This is a genomic window from Streptomyces sp. NPDC088730 (genome assembly GCF_044751215.1).
In the GTDB taxonomy this organism is placed as follows: Bacteria; Actinomycetota; Actinomycetes; order Streptomycetales; family Streptomycetaceae; genus Streptomyces.
Genome location: NZ_JBIVLK010000015.1, coordinates 77,363 through 92,481, shown reverse-complemented (window position 1 = coordinate 92,481; position 15,119 = coordinate 77,363). Strand labels below are relative to the sequence as shown.

The 15,119-nt window shown below is 73.3% G+C and carries 12 protein-coding genes; 8 read left to right on the top strand and 4 right to left on the bottom strand.

The features are described from left to right. Window positions 1-155: 155 nt before the first annotated feature. The 3 genes from ACIP89_RS31590 to hmgA all read right to left on the bottom strand — a co-directional run bounded on the left by ACIP89_RS31590 (window position 156) and on the right by hmgA (window position 3,685). Window positions 156-1,373, bottom strand: a complete 1,218-nt coding sequence (locus tag ACIP89_RS31590) for a type ISP restriction/modification enzyme (protein ID WP_401931898.1) — start codon at window positions 1,371-1,373, stop codon at window positions 156-158. Between the two features lie 101 nt (window positions 1,374-1,474). Next, on the bottom strand, window positions 1,475-2,260 hold the full coding sequence (locus ACIP89_RS31585) for a GntR family transcriptional regulator (RefSeq protein WP_401930574.1): 786 nt from the start codon (window positions 2,258-2,260) through the stop codon (window positions 1,475-1,477). 96 nt (window positions 2,261-2,356) lie between these two features. After that, window positions 2,357-3,685, bottom strand: coding sequence for a homogentisate 1,2-dioxygenase (gene hmgA, locus ACIP89_RS31580; RefSeq protein ID WP_401930577.1), 1,329 nt, complete (start codon window positions 3,683-3,685; stop codon window positions 2,357-2,359). A 122-nt stretch (window positions 3,686-3,807) separates the two neighbouring features. Between hmgA and ACIP89_RS31575 the strand changes: the two genes are divergently transcribed. The 8 genes from ACIP89_RS31575 to ACIP89_RS31540 all read left to right on the top strand — a co-directional run bounded on the left by ACIP89_RS31575 (window position 3,808) and on the right by ACIP89_RS31540 (window position 14,164). Continuing rightward, on the top strand, window positions 3,808-6,159 hold the full coding sequence (locus ACIP89_RS31575; protein ID WP_402117874.1) for a right-handed parallel beta-helix repeat-containing protein: 2,352 nt from the start codon (window positions 3,808-3,810) through the stop codon (window positions 6,157-6,159). A gap of 53 nt (window positions 6,160-6,212) precedes the next feature. Then, on the top strand, window positions 6,213-7,043 hold the full coding sequence (locus ACIP89_RS31570) for a hypothetical protein (protein WP_401932026.1): 831 nt from the start codon (window positions 6,213-6,215) through the stop codon (window positions 7,041-7,043). Window positions 7,044-7,102: 59 nt separating this feature from the next. Further along, window positions 7,103-8,386: a hypothetical protein gene (locus ACIP89_RS31565; RefSeq protein ID WP_402117920.1), complete on the top strand. Its 1,284-nt coding sequence runs from the start codon at window positions 7,103-7,105 to the stop codon at window positions 8,384-8,386. A gap of 104 nt (window positions 8,387-8,490) precedes the next feature. After that, window positions 8,491-9,180 carry an SDR family NAD(P)-dependent oxidoreductase gene (locus ACIP89_RS31560; protein WP_402117872.1) on the top strand — a complete coding sequence of 230 codons (690 nt, stop codon included), beginning with the start codon at window positions 8,491-8,493 and terminating at the stop codon, window positions 9,178-9,180. A gap of 179 nt (window positions 9,181-9,359) precedes the next feature. Further along, window positions 9,360-9,980: a TetR family transcriptional regulator gene (locus ACIP89_RS31555; RefSeq protein WP_401930584.1), complete on the top strand. Its 621-nt coding sequence runs from the start codon at window positions 9,360-9,362 to the stop codon at window positions 9,978-9,980. Window positions 9,981-10,169: 189 nt separating this feature from the next. Beyond that, window positions 10,170-11,528, top strand: a complete 1,359-nt coding sequence (locus tag ACIP89_RS31550) for an ABC transporter ATP-binding protein (RefSeq protein WP_401930587.1) — start codon at window positions 10,170-10,172, stop codon at window positions 11,526-11,528. Between the two features lie 116 nt (window positions 11,529-11,644). After that, window positions 11,645-13,039, top strand: a complete 1,395-nt coding sequence (locus tag ACIP89_RS31545; RefSeq protein WP_402117870.1) for an aldehyde dehydrogenase family protein — start codon at window positions 11,645-11,647, stop codon at window positions 13,037-13,039. A gap of 45 nt (window positions 13,040-13,084) precedes the next feature. After that, complete coding sequence (locus ACIP89_RS31540) at window positions 13,085-14,164, top strand: zinc-binding dehydrogenase (RefSeq protein WP_402117869.1); 1,080 nt, start codon at window positions 13,085-13,087, stop codon at window positions 14,162-14,164. Window positions 14,165-14,171: 7 nt separating this feature from the next. Here the strand turns inward: ACIP89_RS31540 and ACIP89_RS31535 are convergent, their stop codons facing one another. Continuing rightward, entirely contained in the window at window positions 14,172-15,113 is a 942-nt protein-coding gene (locus ACIP89_RS31535; RefSeq protein ID WP_401931914.1) for a DMT family transporter, read from the bottom strand. Window positions 15,114-15,119 lie beyond the last annotated feature (6 nt).

The window sequence follows — 15,119 nt, the reverse complement described above, 5'->3', positions numbered from 1 at the left end:
CGCGTGACCGCGTGACCGCGTGACCGCGTGACCGCGTGACCGCGTGACCGCGTGACCGCGTGACCGCGTGACCGCGTGACCGCGTGACCGCGTGACCGCGTGACGGTGTGACGGTGTGACCGGCCGGGCGCGGTCGGAGCCTGCTCGGCCCGCGCTCACAGCAGTGCGAACTGGCCGTCCGGCCCCTCCTCCTGGAGACCGAGCACGGAGGCGGGCCGCCGTGCCCCGGCCGGCACCGGCAGCACCCCCGCCGCCCGCAGCTCCCGCGCACCGATCCCCGCACCGGGCGCCAGCGCCTCCTGCCGGGGCCGCAGTCCGTCCAGCAGGGTGAGCAGCGTGATCAGTTCCAGCAGCTCGGACGTCCACTCCTGCGGCCAGGCGGACGGGCGTACGGCCTCCAGGCCGCCCGTCCCGGCCACCGCCGTACGCCGCTCGAACCAGAGCTCCAGCATCCGTACGCCACCCACCCGGAACTCCCACGCCCCGGCGTCCACCGGCGAGATGCGGCCCGTGCCGATCCGCAGCACCCGCTCCTCCGCGTCGTAGGACAGCTCCTGCGGGGCGGGCGGCACGGCGGACCGCACATACGGGCGGCGCCCGCCGGGCAGCCGGGGCCGCTCCCCGCCGCGGGCCCCGCGCAGCTGGAGCCGCAGCAGCTCCCGCCCCAGCTCCACCCCCGCCGTCCAGCGAGTGGTGTCCACGGGGAGCGGCACCACGCAGCCGGCCGGGGAGTGCCGGGCCGCCGCGAGAATCCACGCGAGCACGGACTCCGGGGAGACCGCGTCCCCGTGCCGGGCGCGCAGAAGGGCGAGCAGTCCGGGCGCCAGATTGGGTTCGAGGCCGCCGGGGCGCCGGTAGAGCGGCCGGATCCGGCCGGGGCGTCCCGCGGGGGAGTGCCCGTCGGGGAGCAGCGCCGTCACGGACAGCGCGGGCCCGGTGTCCTGCGGGATCCGGCCGTGCTCGACCACGAAGAGCTGGTGCTCGTCGGCCACCCGCCACAGTTCGGGCCGGGCCGCGTCTATCAGCCGGTGGTCGGGGAGCAGCCACTGCTCGTCGTACGGGCCGTGCAGGATCCGTACCGGCTCCGGGCACGGGCCCGGCTCGCGGGCGAACCGGGCGGTGCCGGTGGTCTGTCCGGGCAGCGCGGCCACCGGAGTGTGCGGGGTACGGGAACGGGTGGGGCCGAAGAGCCGGTCGCGCTCGGCGTCCTGGGCCCGCGCGAGCCGCTCCCAGCGGGCCCTGAGCGAGGCCGCGTCCGGGGCCGTCACCCAGGCGCGTCCGGTCCTGAGCGGCCGTACGGACCAGGGCATGAGGTCGTCGAGGAGCGGGCCGCACGGGTCCTCGCCGGAGCCGGCCGCTGCCGGAGCTGCCACCGTGTCGTCCTCCCCGTCGCCACGCCTGCCGCCTTCCCCGGCATCGTAACGGCGCCGCCGGACCCCGCGTCAGGGCGCCTCCGCGCGGGTACCGGGCCGGGTCAGTGCGCCTCCACCGTGACCGAGAACGAGAACCGGTCGCCCCGGTAACGGATCTGCGCCACATCGGCCACCCGGCCGCTCTCGTCGTACGTCACGCCCGTGTAGTACAGGATCGGGCTGAGCAGCGGGACCCGGAGCAGATCGGCGGTGACCGGGTCGGCCAGTCTGGCCTCGACCGTGTCGGTGATCCTCGCGATCCGGACCCCGACCCGGTCGCGCAGCACCTTGGTCATCGGCCAGCGTTCCAGGTCCGCCGGGTCCAGTGCGGCCGCGACCTCCGGACGGAGCCAGTTCTGCGCCCAGTTCGTCGGCTCGCCGGAGTCCTCCTCGCACCGCAGCCGCCGGTAGCCGACCACCTCCGGGCAGCCGGGGAAGTGCTCCGCGACATCGCCCGGCACGGCGAGCGGTCCGTGGTCGAGCAGCGTGGTCAGCTCGCCCGACTGCTGGGCGACGATCGCGTCGATCGAGCCGAGCAGCCGGACCGGTGACACCCGGCGGGCGCGCGGCTCGATGAACGTGCCGCGCCGCCGGTGCCGGCTGATCAGCCCCTCCGTCTCCAGCTCCTTGAGCGCCTGCCGCATGGTGAGGACGCTGACGCCGTAGTGCGCGGCGAGCTGCTCCTCGGTCGGCAGCCGCAGCGTGGCGTCCGGCGTGCGGCCCAGTATCGAGGCCCGCAACGACTGCGAGACCTGGTACCAGAGCGGCAGTTTGCGGTTCAGGACCAGTGAGTCGGGTGCGAAGGCGGCCCCCTGGGGCGCGGGGGGCTTCAGAGGGGTCTGCGACACCGGGTCACCTGTATTCGTCGTCACTGGCACGGGGAGGCACCGCCCCGTGGCACCGGCGCGGGGCACTGCCGCGGGGGACCGGCGCGAGGGGGCCCGCTACGGATGGAAGTTGCGGCTCAGACCCTGCCACACGTCGTCGTAGCCGTGCTGGAGATGGCCGGCGGTGGTGGCCTGGCCGGTCGCCGTGACGGGCCAGCGGGTCTCGAACATGAAGGCCAGACCGTCGTCGATCTTCTGCGGCTTCAGCTCCGCCGCGCTCGCCCGGTCGAAGGTCTCCCGGTCCGGTCCGTGCGCGGACATCATGTTGTGCAGCGAACCGCCGCCGGGCACGAAGCCCCCCTTGCCGGCCGTCTTCGCGTCGTACGCGCCCTCGATCAGGCCCATGTACTCGCTCATCACGTTGCGGTGGAAGTACGGCGGCCGGAAGGTGTCCTCGCCGACCAGCCAGCGCGGGGCGAACACCACGAAGTCGACCCCGGCCAGACCGGGGGTGTCCGAGGGGGAGGTCAGCACCGTGAAGATCGACGGGTCCGGGTGGTCGTAGCTGACCGAGCCGATGACGTTGAACCGGTGCAGGTCGTAGACGTACGGGGTGTGGTTGCCGTGCCAGGCGACCACGTCGAGCGGGGAGTGGTCGTACGTCGCGGACCAGAGGTTGCCGCAGAACTTGTTGACCACCTCGACCGGGCGCTCCACGATCTCGTACGCGGCGACCGGGGCGAGGAAGTCCCGCGCGTTGGCGAGGCCGTTGGCGCCGATCGGGCCCAGGTCCGGGAGGGTGAAGGGCTGCCCGTAGTTCTCGCAGACGTAGCCCCGCGCGGTGGCGTCGAGCAGCTCGACCCGGAAGCGGACACCGCGCGGGATCAGCGCGATGTGGCCCGGTTCTGCGCGCAGCAGCCCCAGTTCGGTGCGGATGAGGAGGCCGCCGTGCTCGGGGACGATCAGCAGCTCGCCGTCGCTGTCGCTGAACACCCGGTCCGTCATGGCGGTGTTGGCGTGGTAGAGGTGCACGGCCATGCCGCTGCGCTGCCCCGCGTCGCCGTTGCCGCCCAGCGTCCACAGGCCCGCCAGGAAGTCGGTGCCGGGCGCGGGCTCAGGGAGCGGGTCCCAGCGCAGCCGGTTGGGATCGGGGACGGTCTCGGTGAACGGGGCGGTGCGGACGGCCCCGTTGTCGATCCGGCGGAACGGCGGATGGGCAGCGGAGGGGCGGATCCGGTAGAGCCACGAGCGGCGGTTGTGCGCCCGTGGCTCGGTGAACGCCGAGCCGCTCAGCTGCTCCGCGTAGAGCCCCAGGGGTGCGCGCTGCGGCGAGTTGCGACCGTGCGGCAGTGCCCCCGGCGCCGCCTCCGAGCTGTGCTGATTGCCGAAACCGGCGGAGTGCTCCAGCCCTTCCGCCGTCTTCCTCGCCTGCTCGATGCCACTCATGTGCGCTCCCGGTGCCGAAGGAATCCTATGGGTAACCGTAGGAATCAAAAGGAGGCGAGTCAACGGCATTCGTCGCGCACAGGGGGGTTCCAAAAGTTGAACAATGCTCTACTCTCCGGCACATGTCGTGGACACGTAGACTCCTGGTGATCCTGGCGGCGCTCGCCGCCGCCCTCCTGACGGCCCCGGCCGCCCAGGCGCACGAGGAACGTCCGGTCACCCTGCCCGACGGAACCGGCAGCGTCCCGGTGCACCGCGCGGGCGAGCCGGACCTCCTGGTCTGCAAGAGCGACCGGGCCGACTTCGAGCACCGGATATCGGGCTTCCCCGACGCCCTGCGCTCCAGGAACCTCAAGCTCTTCGACCGGTGCCAGAAGTCCGGCTACCGCCATCTCCAGCAGGCAGTCGACGCGGTCACCGGCCCCGGCAGGAACATCGCGATCCTGCCCGGCCTCTACGAGGAGGAGCCCTCGCTGCCGGCGCCCACCGGGGCGTGCTCCCGGCTGAAGGCCCCCAACTCCCAGCTCGGCTACCAGATCCTGAGCTACGCCCAGCAGGCGAAGTGCCCGCACAACCAGAACCTGGTGGCGATCCTCGGCAAGAAGGACCTCCAGATCGAGGGCACCGGCGCCGAGCGCACGGACGTCGTCATCGACGCCAAGTACCGCAAGCTCAACGCGATCCGGGCGGACGGCTCCGACGGTGTCTACTTCAAGAACTTCACCGCCCAGCGCACCACCTTCAACTCGCTGTACATCCTGGCCCAGGACGGCTTCGTCATCGACGACGTGCTGACCCGCTGGAACGACGAGTACGGCTTCCTGACCTTCGCCAGCGACCACGGCCTCTACAAGAACTGCGAGTCGTACGGGAACGGCGACTCCGGCATCTACCCGGGCAGCGCGTCGAACATCAACGACGGTTACGGCTACAAGGTCCCGCGCTACTCGATCGAGATCACCGGCTGCCACAGCCACCACAACATGGTCGGCTACTCCGGCACCGCGGGCGACTCCGTCTACGTCCACGACAACGAGTTCGACCACAACATGGGCGGCGCCTCGATGGACAGCGCCTTCCCCGGCCACCCCGGGCTGCCGCAGAACCACGCCCGCTTCGAGCGCAACCTGATCCACGACAACAACGCCGACTACTACCCGTACGTCGCCGACGGCACCTGCGCCAAGCCGCCGGTCGAACGCGGTTACGAGAACGGGGTGGTCTGCCCGCAGATCTCCATGCCGCCGGGCACCGGCATCATCACCGCGGGCGGCAACTGGAACATCTACGAGAACAACTGGGTCTACGGGCAGCAGCGCGCCGCCTTCTTCCTGAGTGCCGTACCCGCCTTCATCCGGGGCGAGAGCGCGCTCGGCAAACAGACCGACACCTCGCACCACAACCGGTACGCCAACAACCACCTGGGCACGGACAAGGCCGGCAACGCGCGGCCCAACCGCACCGACGTCTGGTGGGACGGCCAGGGCGACGGCAACTGCTGGCAGTCGGACGCGGGTCCCTCCACCCCCCGCTCGCTGCCCGCCTGCGGTGACGAGCGCGGCGCGGTCACCGGCCGCACCGACCGGCTGATGGGCGAACCCGTCAAGCTCGCCCAGCTGCTGGTCTGCGCCGACTACAACGTGCAGGCGCGACGGCTGCCGGCCGGCTGCGACTGGTACGGCGCACGCGGGATCGAACGCATCGAACTGCAGGCGGCCCTGGGCATCGCGCTGGTGCTCGTGCTCGTCGGCGGCGTGCTGTGGTGGCGCAGGCTCCGGTCGAGCCGGCTCGCCACGGCGGCCTCGGTCCTCGGGCTCATCGGCCTCGGCCTCGACGTGGCCGGGTCGACCATGGGGCTCGCCGCCGGCTACCTGCCCGCTGTCGCGCTGCTGCTGACCGGGCTGTGGTGGACGGGCACCGGTCTTGTGCTGCGGCGGCGGGGGCGGCCGGGGCTGGGCTCGACGACGGTGCTGCTGGGCGCGCTCACGCTGCTCGACGCGCTGGACAAGGGCGTGTTCATGATCCCGTGGATCCCGCTGAGCCCCGCCTGGGTGCGGGGGCTCCTCGGCGTGGTCTGGGTGGTCTGGGCCGTGGTGGCCGCCGCCCGGCACGGCGAGCGGGGGACCGGGAGGGCGGACGGGGACGGCGCCGGGGGTACGGAGTCGGGTGCGGGGGCGGCGGACCGGGCGCCGGGCGCGGACGCTGACCCGGCCGGGGGGACGGGGGCGGGTGCGGACCGGGGTGCGGGTGTGGGTACGTATCGGCGCTCGGACGCGGGTGCGGGCCGGGGCTCGGACGCGGGTGCCGACGGGAGTGCGGGCGCGGACGGGAGTGCGGGCGCGGGCCGGGCCCGTGGCCAGGATCCGGGCCGGGTGCCGGCTGCCGGTACCGGCCGCGCGACCGCCCCCGAGCCGGACGGCACCCCGCCACCACCGGCCACCGCAGGCCCCGCCACGGACGGAGACGCCTCGTGACACGCCTTCAGGACCACACCCAGGGCGGCCCGCAGGGCCGCACCCACGATCAGGTGGCGGCTGCCTCCCGCCCGCAGCGGGGCCGCAGGGCCGCCCTCGCCGTGCTCGCCGCCGCAGCCCTCGTGCTCGGCGCGGGCGCCTGCGGCGGACGGGCCACCACCCATCACAAGCCGGGCACCAGCCATGAGCAGGCCACCGGCAGCGTCGGCCGGCTGCTGTCCTCCGACGACGGCTCCGGCCACCGGCTCCGCCAGGTCGACGCCGAGGGCGCTCCGGAGGTGACCGTCGCCGTGCGTCCCGACTCGGAGGACGGCTGGAACGTCCACCTCTCGGTGCGGAACTTCCGGTTCACCCCGGACAGTGTGGGCGGCGGCGCGCTCCTCGGCCGGGGCCACGCCCGCCTCTTCCTCGACGGCCATCCGCTCGCCCGGGTCTACGGCGCCTGGTTCCACCTGCCGGAGTCACTGCTCCGGGGTGCCGGGGGCGGCACCGAACTCACCGCCCGCCTCTACGCCGACGACCACACCGCCTGGGCCGTCGGCGCCCAGCCGGTCCAGGCCACCACCGCCCTCGCCGCCACTCCGACGACCGCAGCCGCCACCACCCCCGCCGCACCCGGCCCCGGCACCACGCTGGAGATCTCCGTCCGCGACGGCAAGGTCAGCCCGGCGCCGGGGCGCGCCGAGATCAAGAAGGGCCGGACCGTCCGGCTGAAGGTCCGCAGCGACCACGACGACACCCTTCATGTGCACGGCTACGACAAGGAGGCGCGGCTGCCCGCCGGCCGGACCGTCACCCTCAGCTTCACCGCCGACCGCACCGGGCTCTTCGAGGTCGAGACACACGAGTCCGACCTGCTCCTGACCCAACTCGTCGTACGGTGACGGCCGGTCCGGCGGCTTCGGCCGCTTCGGCCGGCGGCACCGGACCGGCCCCCGGCGCCGTGGACGTCCTCGCTCACGGCATCGGCGCCCAGCACGATCTGCCGCTCTCGCCGTTCTACGCGTTCGCGGGCGCCTTCGCCGCGCTGTTCGTCTCCTTCCTCGCGCTCGGGCTGCTCTGGTCCTCCTCGCGGTTCCGCGGCGAACTGGCGGGCCGGCCGCTGCCGGCCACCGTCCAGCGCGTGGCCGACGCGCGTGCCACCCGCGTCGCGGCCCGCGCTCTCGGCCTGGCCGCCGCGCTCCTCGTCGTGCTGCACCTCCTCCTCGGCCCGGCCGACCCGGACCGCAACCCGGCCCCCGGCGCCGTCTACGTACTCCTGTGGGTCGGACTCGTACCGGCCTCCCTGCTGTTCGGCCCCGTCTGGCGGCTGCTCAACCCGCTGCGCACCCTCCACCTCCTGGCCTGCCGCGCGCTGGGGCGCGACCCCGATGCCGGCCGGCCCCTCCCCGAACGCCTCGGGATGTGGCCGGCGGCGGCCGGGCTGCTCGCCTTCACCTGGCTCGAACTCGTCGCCCCCGACCCCGCGTCACCCACCGCGCTCCTCCTCTTCCTCGCCCTGTACTGCGCCGTCCACCTCGGGGGCGCCGCCCGCCACGGCGCCCACTGGTTCGACCACGCCGACGCCTTCGAGGCCTACTCGGGGCTGCTGGCCAGGCTCTCCCCGCTGGGCCGCCGCCCCGCCGACCGCCGCCTGGTCCTGCGCTCCCCGTTCAACGGACTCGACGCCACACCCCAGCTCCCCGGACTCGTCGCCACCGTCTGCGTCATGCTCGGCTCCACCGCCTACGACGGCTTCTCCGACGCACCCTCCTGGATCACCACCGTCCAGACCTCCCCGCTGGGCCGTACCACCGCGGCCACGCTCGGACTCCTGGGCGCCGTCGCCCTCGTGGCCTCCCTCTACGCGCTCTGCGCCGGTGCCACCCGGCTGCTCTCCGGCCGGCTCCCGCACCCCCTCACCGCTTTCGCGCACTCGCTCGTCCCGATCGCGCTCGGCTATCTCGTCGCCCACTACTTCACACTCTTCGTCACCGAAGGCCCACGTACAGTCATGGTGGCACTCGGCACTGACAATCCGGCCCCGCCCGAGCCGCCCCTGGGTCCGGGCGGTGTCGCCGCCCTCCAGGTCCTCGCGATCGTCCTCGGCCACGTCCTGGGCGTCGTCGCCGCCCACGACCGTTCCGTACGGCTCTTCCCGCCCGGCCGCGCGATAGCCGGCCAACTCCCGCTGCTGATCCTGATGATCGCGTACACCGTCGGCGGACTGAGCCTGCTCATCGCCTGAGCCGGTGCGCGGGAGGCGGTCGCGCGACGTGCCCCGGCGTCCCGCTCGGACCGCGTCGTAAACCACTGGTCGGCCGCGACACCCCGGAGGGAAAGCTGTACCCCATGACGACAACCTTGATCACCGGGGCCAACAAGGGCCTCGGCCGCGAGACCGCCCGCCGCCTCGTCGCGGCGGGACACACCGTCTACGTCGGAGCGCGCAGCCCCGAGCGGGGCAGGGCGGCCGCGGCCGAACTGGGCGCCCGGTTCGTGCGACTCGATGTCACCGACGACGCGTCGGTCGCCGCCGCGGCGGCCACCGTCGAGGCCGACGGCGGCCTCGACGTCCTGGTCAACAACGCCGGAATCGAGGTGCGGTCACCGGGAGGCGACATCATCGGCGCCGCGGAGCTGACCGCCGACGTGATGCGCGAGGTGTTCGAGACCAACGTCTTCGGACTGGTCCGGGTCACCCACGCCTTCCTGCCACTGCTGGAGCGCTCCGCCGCCCCGGTCGTGGTCAATGTCAGCAGCAGACTGGCCTCGCTGGCCCAGGCCGGCAAGGGGTATCCGGGGGCCGCCTACCCGGTCTCCAAGACCGCGGTCAACATGCTGACCGTGCAGTTCGCCATGGCGTTCCCGCGGATGCGGATCAACGCGGTGGAGCCCGGCTACACCTCGACCGACCTGAACCGGCACGAGGGCACGCAGACCGTCGAGCAGGGCGCCGAGATCATTGTCCGGATGGCTCAACCGGGTCCGGACGGCCCGACCGGCGGCTACTTCGACGCGGAGGGCCCGCTGCCCTGGTAGACGACGAGGCTCACGGCGAGATCCGCAGTCCTCTCCGCGCTTGACCGGCGGCGTGGTGGCGGGCGGCGGGGGCCGGGCCGAAGTACGTCCTGGTCCTCACCGGCCGCCCCGCCGGGCCCGCACGTCCCGGCCCCATGCGGACCGAGTCCTTACGCCCGGTGAAGGAGGCCCACGGCATCATGGAGCCCGTGCCCCACGTGAAACCGAACCTCCGCCGCGCCCCCGTACAGCAGCGCAGCGCCGAACGCCTCGCCCGGATACTCGACGCCTGCGCCGAACTCCTCGACGAGACCGGCTACGAACAGCTCTCGACCCGGGCCGTGGCCGTACGCGCCGAGGTCCCCATCGGCTCCGTCTACCGCTTCTTCTCAAACAAGCGGGCCCTCGCCGACGCCCTCGCCCTGCGCAACCTGGACAGCTACGCCGAGCGCATCACGTCCCGGCTGGCCGTCATCCCGGCCGACGACTGGCGCCGCGCCATCGACGCCGTGCTGGACGAGTACCTCGCGATGAAGCGCTCCGTACCCGGCTTCGCCCTGATCGACTTCGGCGCCCCCGCGCCCGACGAGGACCCGGCCGACGACGCCAACCACCGGGTCGCGAGCCGGCTGGCCGACCTCCTCTGCGGGCACCTGGGCCGCACCTCGGACGAGGACCTGGTGCGCACCGTCCTGGTCTGCGTGGAGGCCACCGACGCCCTGCTCAAACTCGCCTTCCGCATCGACCCCTCCGGCGACCACGCGATCGTCACCGAGACCCGGGTACTGATCCAGGCGTACCTGGCGCGGGTACTGGACTGAGACGGTCCGGCGCGGGCGCGCGGACAGGACCCGGGCCGAAGCGGAATCGCAGCTGGCACTTCCGGTCCGGCGGCCACCGTGCCCCGCGGGGTTTGCGCGAAACATTCCCTCACTCCGCCCCGTGGGTTAATTTCAGGCCACTGCTGCCGCTCCCCACCGCTCCACCACCATCCTTCCGGGCGGAACCACATGACTCGCGCCATCACTCTGAACAATGTCAGCAAGGCGTACGGGCGGTCCTCGCGTGCCGTCGACCGTCTCTCGCTCTCCATCGACCCGGGCGAGTTCGTCGTCCTGCTGGGCCCCTCCGGCTGCGGCAAATCGACCGTGCTGCGCATGATCGCCGGTCTTGAGGACGCCTCGGAGGGCGAGGTGCTGCTCGACGGTGAACCGGCCAACCACCTCACGCCCCGCGAACGCGGAATGGCCATGGTCTTCCAGAACTTCGCGCTGTACCCGACCATGACCAACCGGGCCAACATCGGCTTCCCGCTGAAGCTGGAGAACCCGCGCCGGGACCACAACGAGCGCATCGAGAACACGGCCAGGATGCTCGGGATCGAGAGCGTCCTGGACCGGCTCCCCGGCCAGCTCTCCGGTGGCGAGCGCCAGCGGGTCGCGATGGGCCGGGCCATTTCGCGCCAGCCCTCCGCCTTCCTGATGGACGAGCCGCTCTCCAACCTCGACGCGAAGCTCCGCAACCACCTGCGTGCCGAGATATCCCAGCTCACCAGGGAACTCGGCGTCACCACCGTCTACGTGACCCACGACCAGGCGGAGGCGATGTCGCTGGGCCACCGGGTCGCCGTGATGCGCGGGGGAGTGCTCCAGCAGGTCAGCCCGCCACGCGAGGTGTACGCGCTGCCGGAGAACGTGTTCGTCGCCGCGTTCATCGGCACCCCGAGGATCAACCTGCTCCAGGCCGTCGTGCACGCGCCCCTGGAGGAGCGGATGTCGATCGACCTCGGCCGCCAGCGGCTGCCGCTGCCCGAACCGCTCAGCCCCGACCACCAGTTGCTCCGGATCCAGCAGGGCCGCCGGATCATCGTCGGACTGCGTTCCGAAGCGGTCCGGATCGCCCCGCCGAGCCAGGCCCGTCCGGGTGAGGTCGCGCTCAGCGGCATCGTCGAGCACGTCGAGTACCAGGGGCACGAGGCGCTGGTCCACCTCAACACCGGCTCGCGGCCCGCCGTGGTGCCGGACCTGGAGTCGGCCCGCCAGGATCGCGGCGCCCAGCGCAGGCGCCGGGGCGCCGAGGGCGGATCGGGGGTGCTGGGGCGGCTGCGGGATCGCGCCGCCGGGCACCTCGGTGGTTCCGTCGCCGTCCTGGACGCACCGGAATCCGGGACGCCGGCCCCGCCCGTGCGCAGCCCCGACCGGCCCGCCGTCACGGCCAGCGACCTCGTGGTGCGCACCGGCCCGGACATGCGGCTGCGCACCGGAGGCCAGGTCCCGCTGCTGGTGGACCTGGCGCACCTGTACGTCTTCGACCACCAGGGGCGCCGGATCTGCCCGTTGCCGAGAGATGTGCCGGGGCTGGACATGTAACCGGGCGGCCGGACGGGCAGGGTTGGCGTGACCTGTGTCTCTGGCGCCCGAAAACTAACGGCGCTAGTTTGGGGTCCGGACGAGCCCGTCCGCCACCGTGCCCGGGAGGAACAGCCATGAAGGCCCACGACGGTATGTACATCGGCGGCGCCTGGCGGCCGGCCGCGGGAACGGACACGATCGCGGTCGTGAATCCGGTGGACGAGCAGGTCATCGCCCACGTCCCGGCCGGAACGGCGGCCGACGTCGATGAAGCGGTACGGGCCGCACGCGCCGCGTTCCCCGGCTGGGCCGCGACCCCGCCGGCCGAACGCGCCGCCCGGATCGGCGCGTTGCGCGACGTCCTGGCGGCCCGCAAGGACGAGATCGCCGCGACCGTCACGGCGGAGCTCGGTTCGCCGCTGCCGATGTCACAGGCCGTGCACGCGGGGGTGCCGGTGCTGGTGGCCGGCTCGTACGCCGAACTGGCCGCGACGTACGCCTTCGAGGAGCGGCACGGCAACTCCACCGTGCTGCTGGAGCCGGTCGGTGTGGTCGGCGCGATCACCCCCTGGAACTACCCGCTGCACCAGATCGTCGCCAAGGTCGCCCCCGCGCTCGCCGCGGGCTGCACCGTCGTCCTCAAGCCCGCGGAGGACACCCCGCTCACCGCTCAGCTGTTCGCAGAGGCCACCGCGGAGGCCGGACTGCCGGCCGGGGTCTTCAACCTGGTCACCGGCCTCGGCCCGGTCGCCGGACAGGCGCTCGCCGGGCACGAGGACGTCGACCTGGTCTCCTTCACCGGCTCCACCGCCGTCGGCAAGCAGATCGGCGCGACGGCGGGCGGCGCGGTCAAGCGCGTCGCGCTGGAGCTGGGCGGGAAGTCCGCCAACGTCATCCTGCCCGGCGCCGATCTCGCCAGGGCGGTCGGCGTCGGCGTCGCCAACGTGATGTCCAACTCCGGCCAGACGTGCAGCGCCTGGACCCGGATGCTGGTGGACGCGGACCGGTACGAGGAGGCCGTCGCCCTCGCCGCCGCGGCCGTCGCCAAGTACGTACCCGGCGAGCGGGTCGGCCCGCTCGTCAACGCCAGGCAGCGCGACCGGGTCCGCGGTTACATCGAGAAGGGCGTCGAGGAGGGTGCCCGCGTGGTGGCCGGCGGCCCCGGGGCGCCCCTCCCCACGGGGTACTACGTCAGCCCCACCGTGTTCGCCGACGTCACCCCGGAGATGACCATCGCCCAGGAGGAGATCTTCGGCCCGGTCATCTCGATCCTGAGGTACGAGGACGAGGACGACGCGCTGCGGATCGCCAACGGCACCGTGTACGGGCTCGCCGGCGCGGTCTGGGCCGCCGACGACGCGGAGGCCGTCGCCTTCGCCCGCCGGATGGAGACCGGCCAGGTGGACATCAACGGCGGCCGGTTCAACCCGCTCGCCCCCTTCGGCGGCTACAAGCAGTCCGGCGTCGGCCGCGAACTCGGCTCGCACGGCCTGGCCGAGTACCTCCAGACCAAGTCCCTCCAGTTCTGAGCACGTTCCCGAACCCGCACCCCCCGATCAGCAAGGAGCCAGACCGTGGTCCGCGCCGCCGTACTGCCCGCCGTCGGAGCCCCGCTGGAGATCACCGGCATCGAACTCCCGGAGCCCGGCCCCGGCCAGGTGCGCGTCCGGCTCGCCGCGGCCGGGGTCTGCCACTCCGACCTCTCGCTGTCCAACGGCACGATGCGGGTGCCGGTGCCCGCCGTCCTGGGCCACGAGGGAGCGGGCACCGTCGTCTCCGTCGGCGAGGGCGTCGGCCATGTCGCGCCCGGCGACGGGGTGGTGCTCAACTGGGCTCCTTCCTGCGGCAACTGCCACCACTGCGGGATCGGTGAGGTCTGGCTCTGCGCCAACGCCCTGGCCGGCGCCGCGAACATCCACGCCCGCACCGCCGACGGCACCGAGCTGCACCCCGGACTGAACGTCGCCGCCTTCGCGCAGGAGACCGTGGTCGCCGCGAACTGCGTGCTGCCCGCGCCGGACGGCGTCCCGCTCACCGACGCCGCGCTGCTCGGCTGCGCGGTGCTGACCGGGTACGGCGCGGTCCACCACAGCGCGCGGGTCCGCGCGGGCGAGTCCGTCGTCGTGTTCGGCGTCGGCGGCGTGGGCCTCGCGGTGCTCCAGTCGGCCCGGATCGCGGGAGCCTCGCGGATCATCGCGGTGGACGTCTCCCCGGAGAAGGAGGAGCTGGCCCGGAAGGCGGGCGCCACCGACTACGTCATCGCCTCCGCCACCACGCCCCGCGAGATCCGCGGCCTCACCGGCGGCCAGGGCGCGGACGTCGCGGTCGAGTGCGTCGGCCGGGCCGCCACCATCCGTACCGCCTGGGAGTCCACCCGCAGGGGCGGCCGCACCACGGTCGTCGGCATCGGCGGCAAGGACCAGGAGGTGACCTTCAACGCCCTGGAGATCTTCCACTGGGGCCGCTCCCTGACCGGCTGCGTGTACGGGAACAGCGACCCGGCCCGCGATCTGCCGGTGCTGGCCGGCCACATCGCGGCGGGCCGCTTCGACCTCTCCATGATGGTCACGGAGCGGATCGGGCTCGACGGCATCCCGGCCGCCTTCGACAACATGATCGCCGGCAGGGGCGGCCGGGCCCTGGTGGTGTTCTGAACGCGCTTCAGCCCCGGTTCGTGCCGACGGGCCGGGCGGTGCGCGTCGGCGTCCGCCCGGCCCGCGGCCGCGTCCGGGACACCGCCACCCCGGCGAGGCAGAGCAGCCCGCCGCCGATGGTGAGCGCCGCGGGCACCTCGTCCAGCAGCAGCCAGGCCATCAGCACGACGAGCGCGGGCACCGCGTAGGTGGTGGCGCCCATCCGCCCGGCGGTGGTGCGGGCCAGCGCGTAGGCCCAGGTGGTGAAGGCCAGCGCGGTCGGGAAGAGGCCGAGGTAGACCATGTTCAGCGTCGCGGACAGGGGCGCGCCGGCGGCGTCCGAGAGCAGCGCACCGGAGAAGGGCAGGCAGGCCACCGTGCCGACCAGGCAGCCGAACGTGGTGATCTGGAGCGCGGAGCCGTGCCCCAGCGCGGGCTTCTGGCCGACCACCCCGGCCGCGTACGTCACCGCGGCCAGCAGGCAGAGCACCACGCCCAGGACCGAGGAACTCCCCTTCCCCGACATGGAGAGCCCCACGACCACGGCACCCGCGAAGGACACGCCCATCCCCAGGGCCAGCCGGCGCGGCAGGCCCTCGCCGAGCAGCCGGGTGCCGAGCAGCGCGATCAGCAGCGGCCCGATGTTCACGACCATGGCGGCCGTCCCCGCGTCCACCTGCTGCTCACCCCAGTTGAGCACCACCATGTACAGGCCGAACCACAGCAGCCCGGAGGCGATGATCCCCGGCCAGGCCGCCCTGGGCGGCAGGCCCTCGCGCCGTACGAGCAGGAGCGCGCCCAGCGCCAGTGAGCCGGTGAGCAGCCGTCCGAGGGCCAGTGCGCCGGGGGAGTAGGCCTCGCCCGCGCTGCGGATGGAGACGAAGGCGGAGGCCCACAGCACCACGGTGGTGCAGGCGGCGGCGGGGGCGCGCCAGTCGGAGCGCGGTGCGGGGGCCGGGATAGTCATCATGGCCCT

Coding starts and splice junctions, on each gene's coding strand:
- hmgA (WP_401930577.1), bottom strand. CDS start 3,685: ATGAGTGGCATCGAGCAGGCGAGGAAGACGGCGGAAGGGCTGGAGCAC.
- ACIP89_RS31575 (WP_402117874.1), top strand. CDS start 3,808: ATGTCGTGGACACGTAGACTCCTGGTGATCCTGGCGGCGCTCGCCGCC.
- ACIP89_RS31560 (WP_402117872.1), top strand. CDS start 8,491: ATGACGACAACCTTGATCACCGGGGCCAACAAGGGCCTCGGCCGCGAG.
- ACIP89_RS31555 (WP_401930584.1), top strand. CDS start 9,360: ATGGAGCCCGTGCCCCACGTGAAACCGAACCTCCGCCGCGCCCCCGTA.
- ACIP89_RS31550 (WP_401930587.1), top strand. CDS start 10,170: ATGACTCGCGCCATCACTCTGAACAATGTCAGCAAGGCGTACGGGCGG.
- ACIP89_RS31545 (WP_402117870.1), top strand. CDS start 11,645: ATGAAGGCCCACGACGGTATGTACATCGGCGGCGCCTGGCGGCCGGCC.
- ACIP89_RS31535 (WP_401931914.1), bottom strand. CDS start 15,113: ATGATGACTATCCCGGCCCCCGCACCGCGCTCCGACTGGCGCGCCCCC.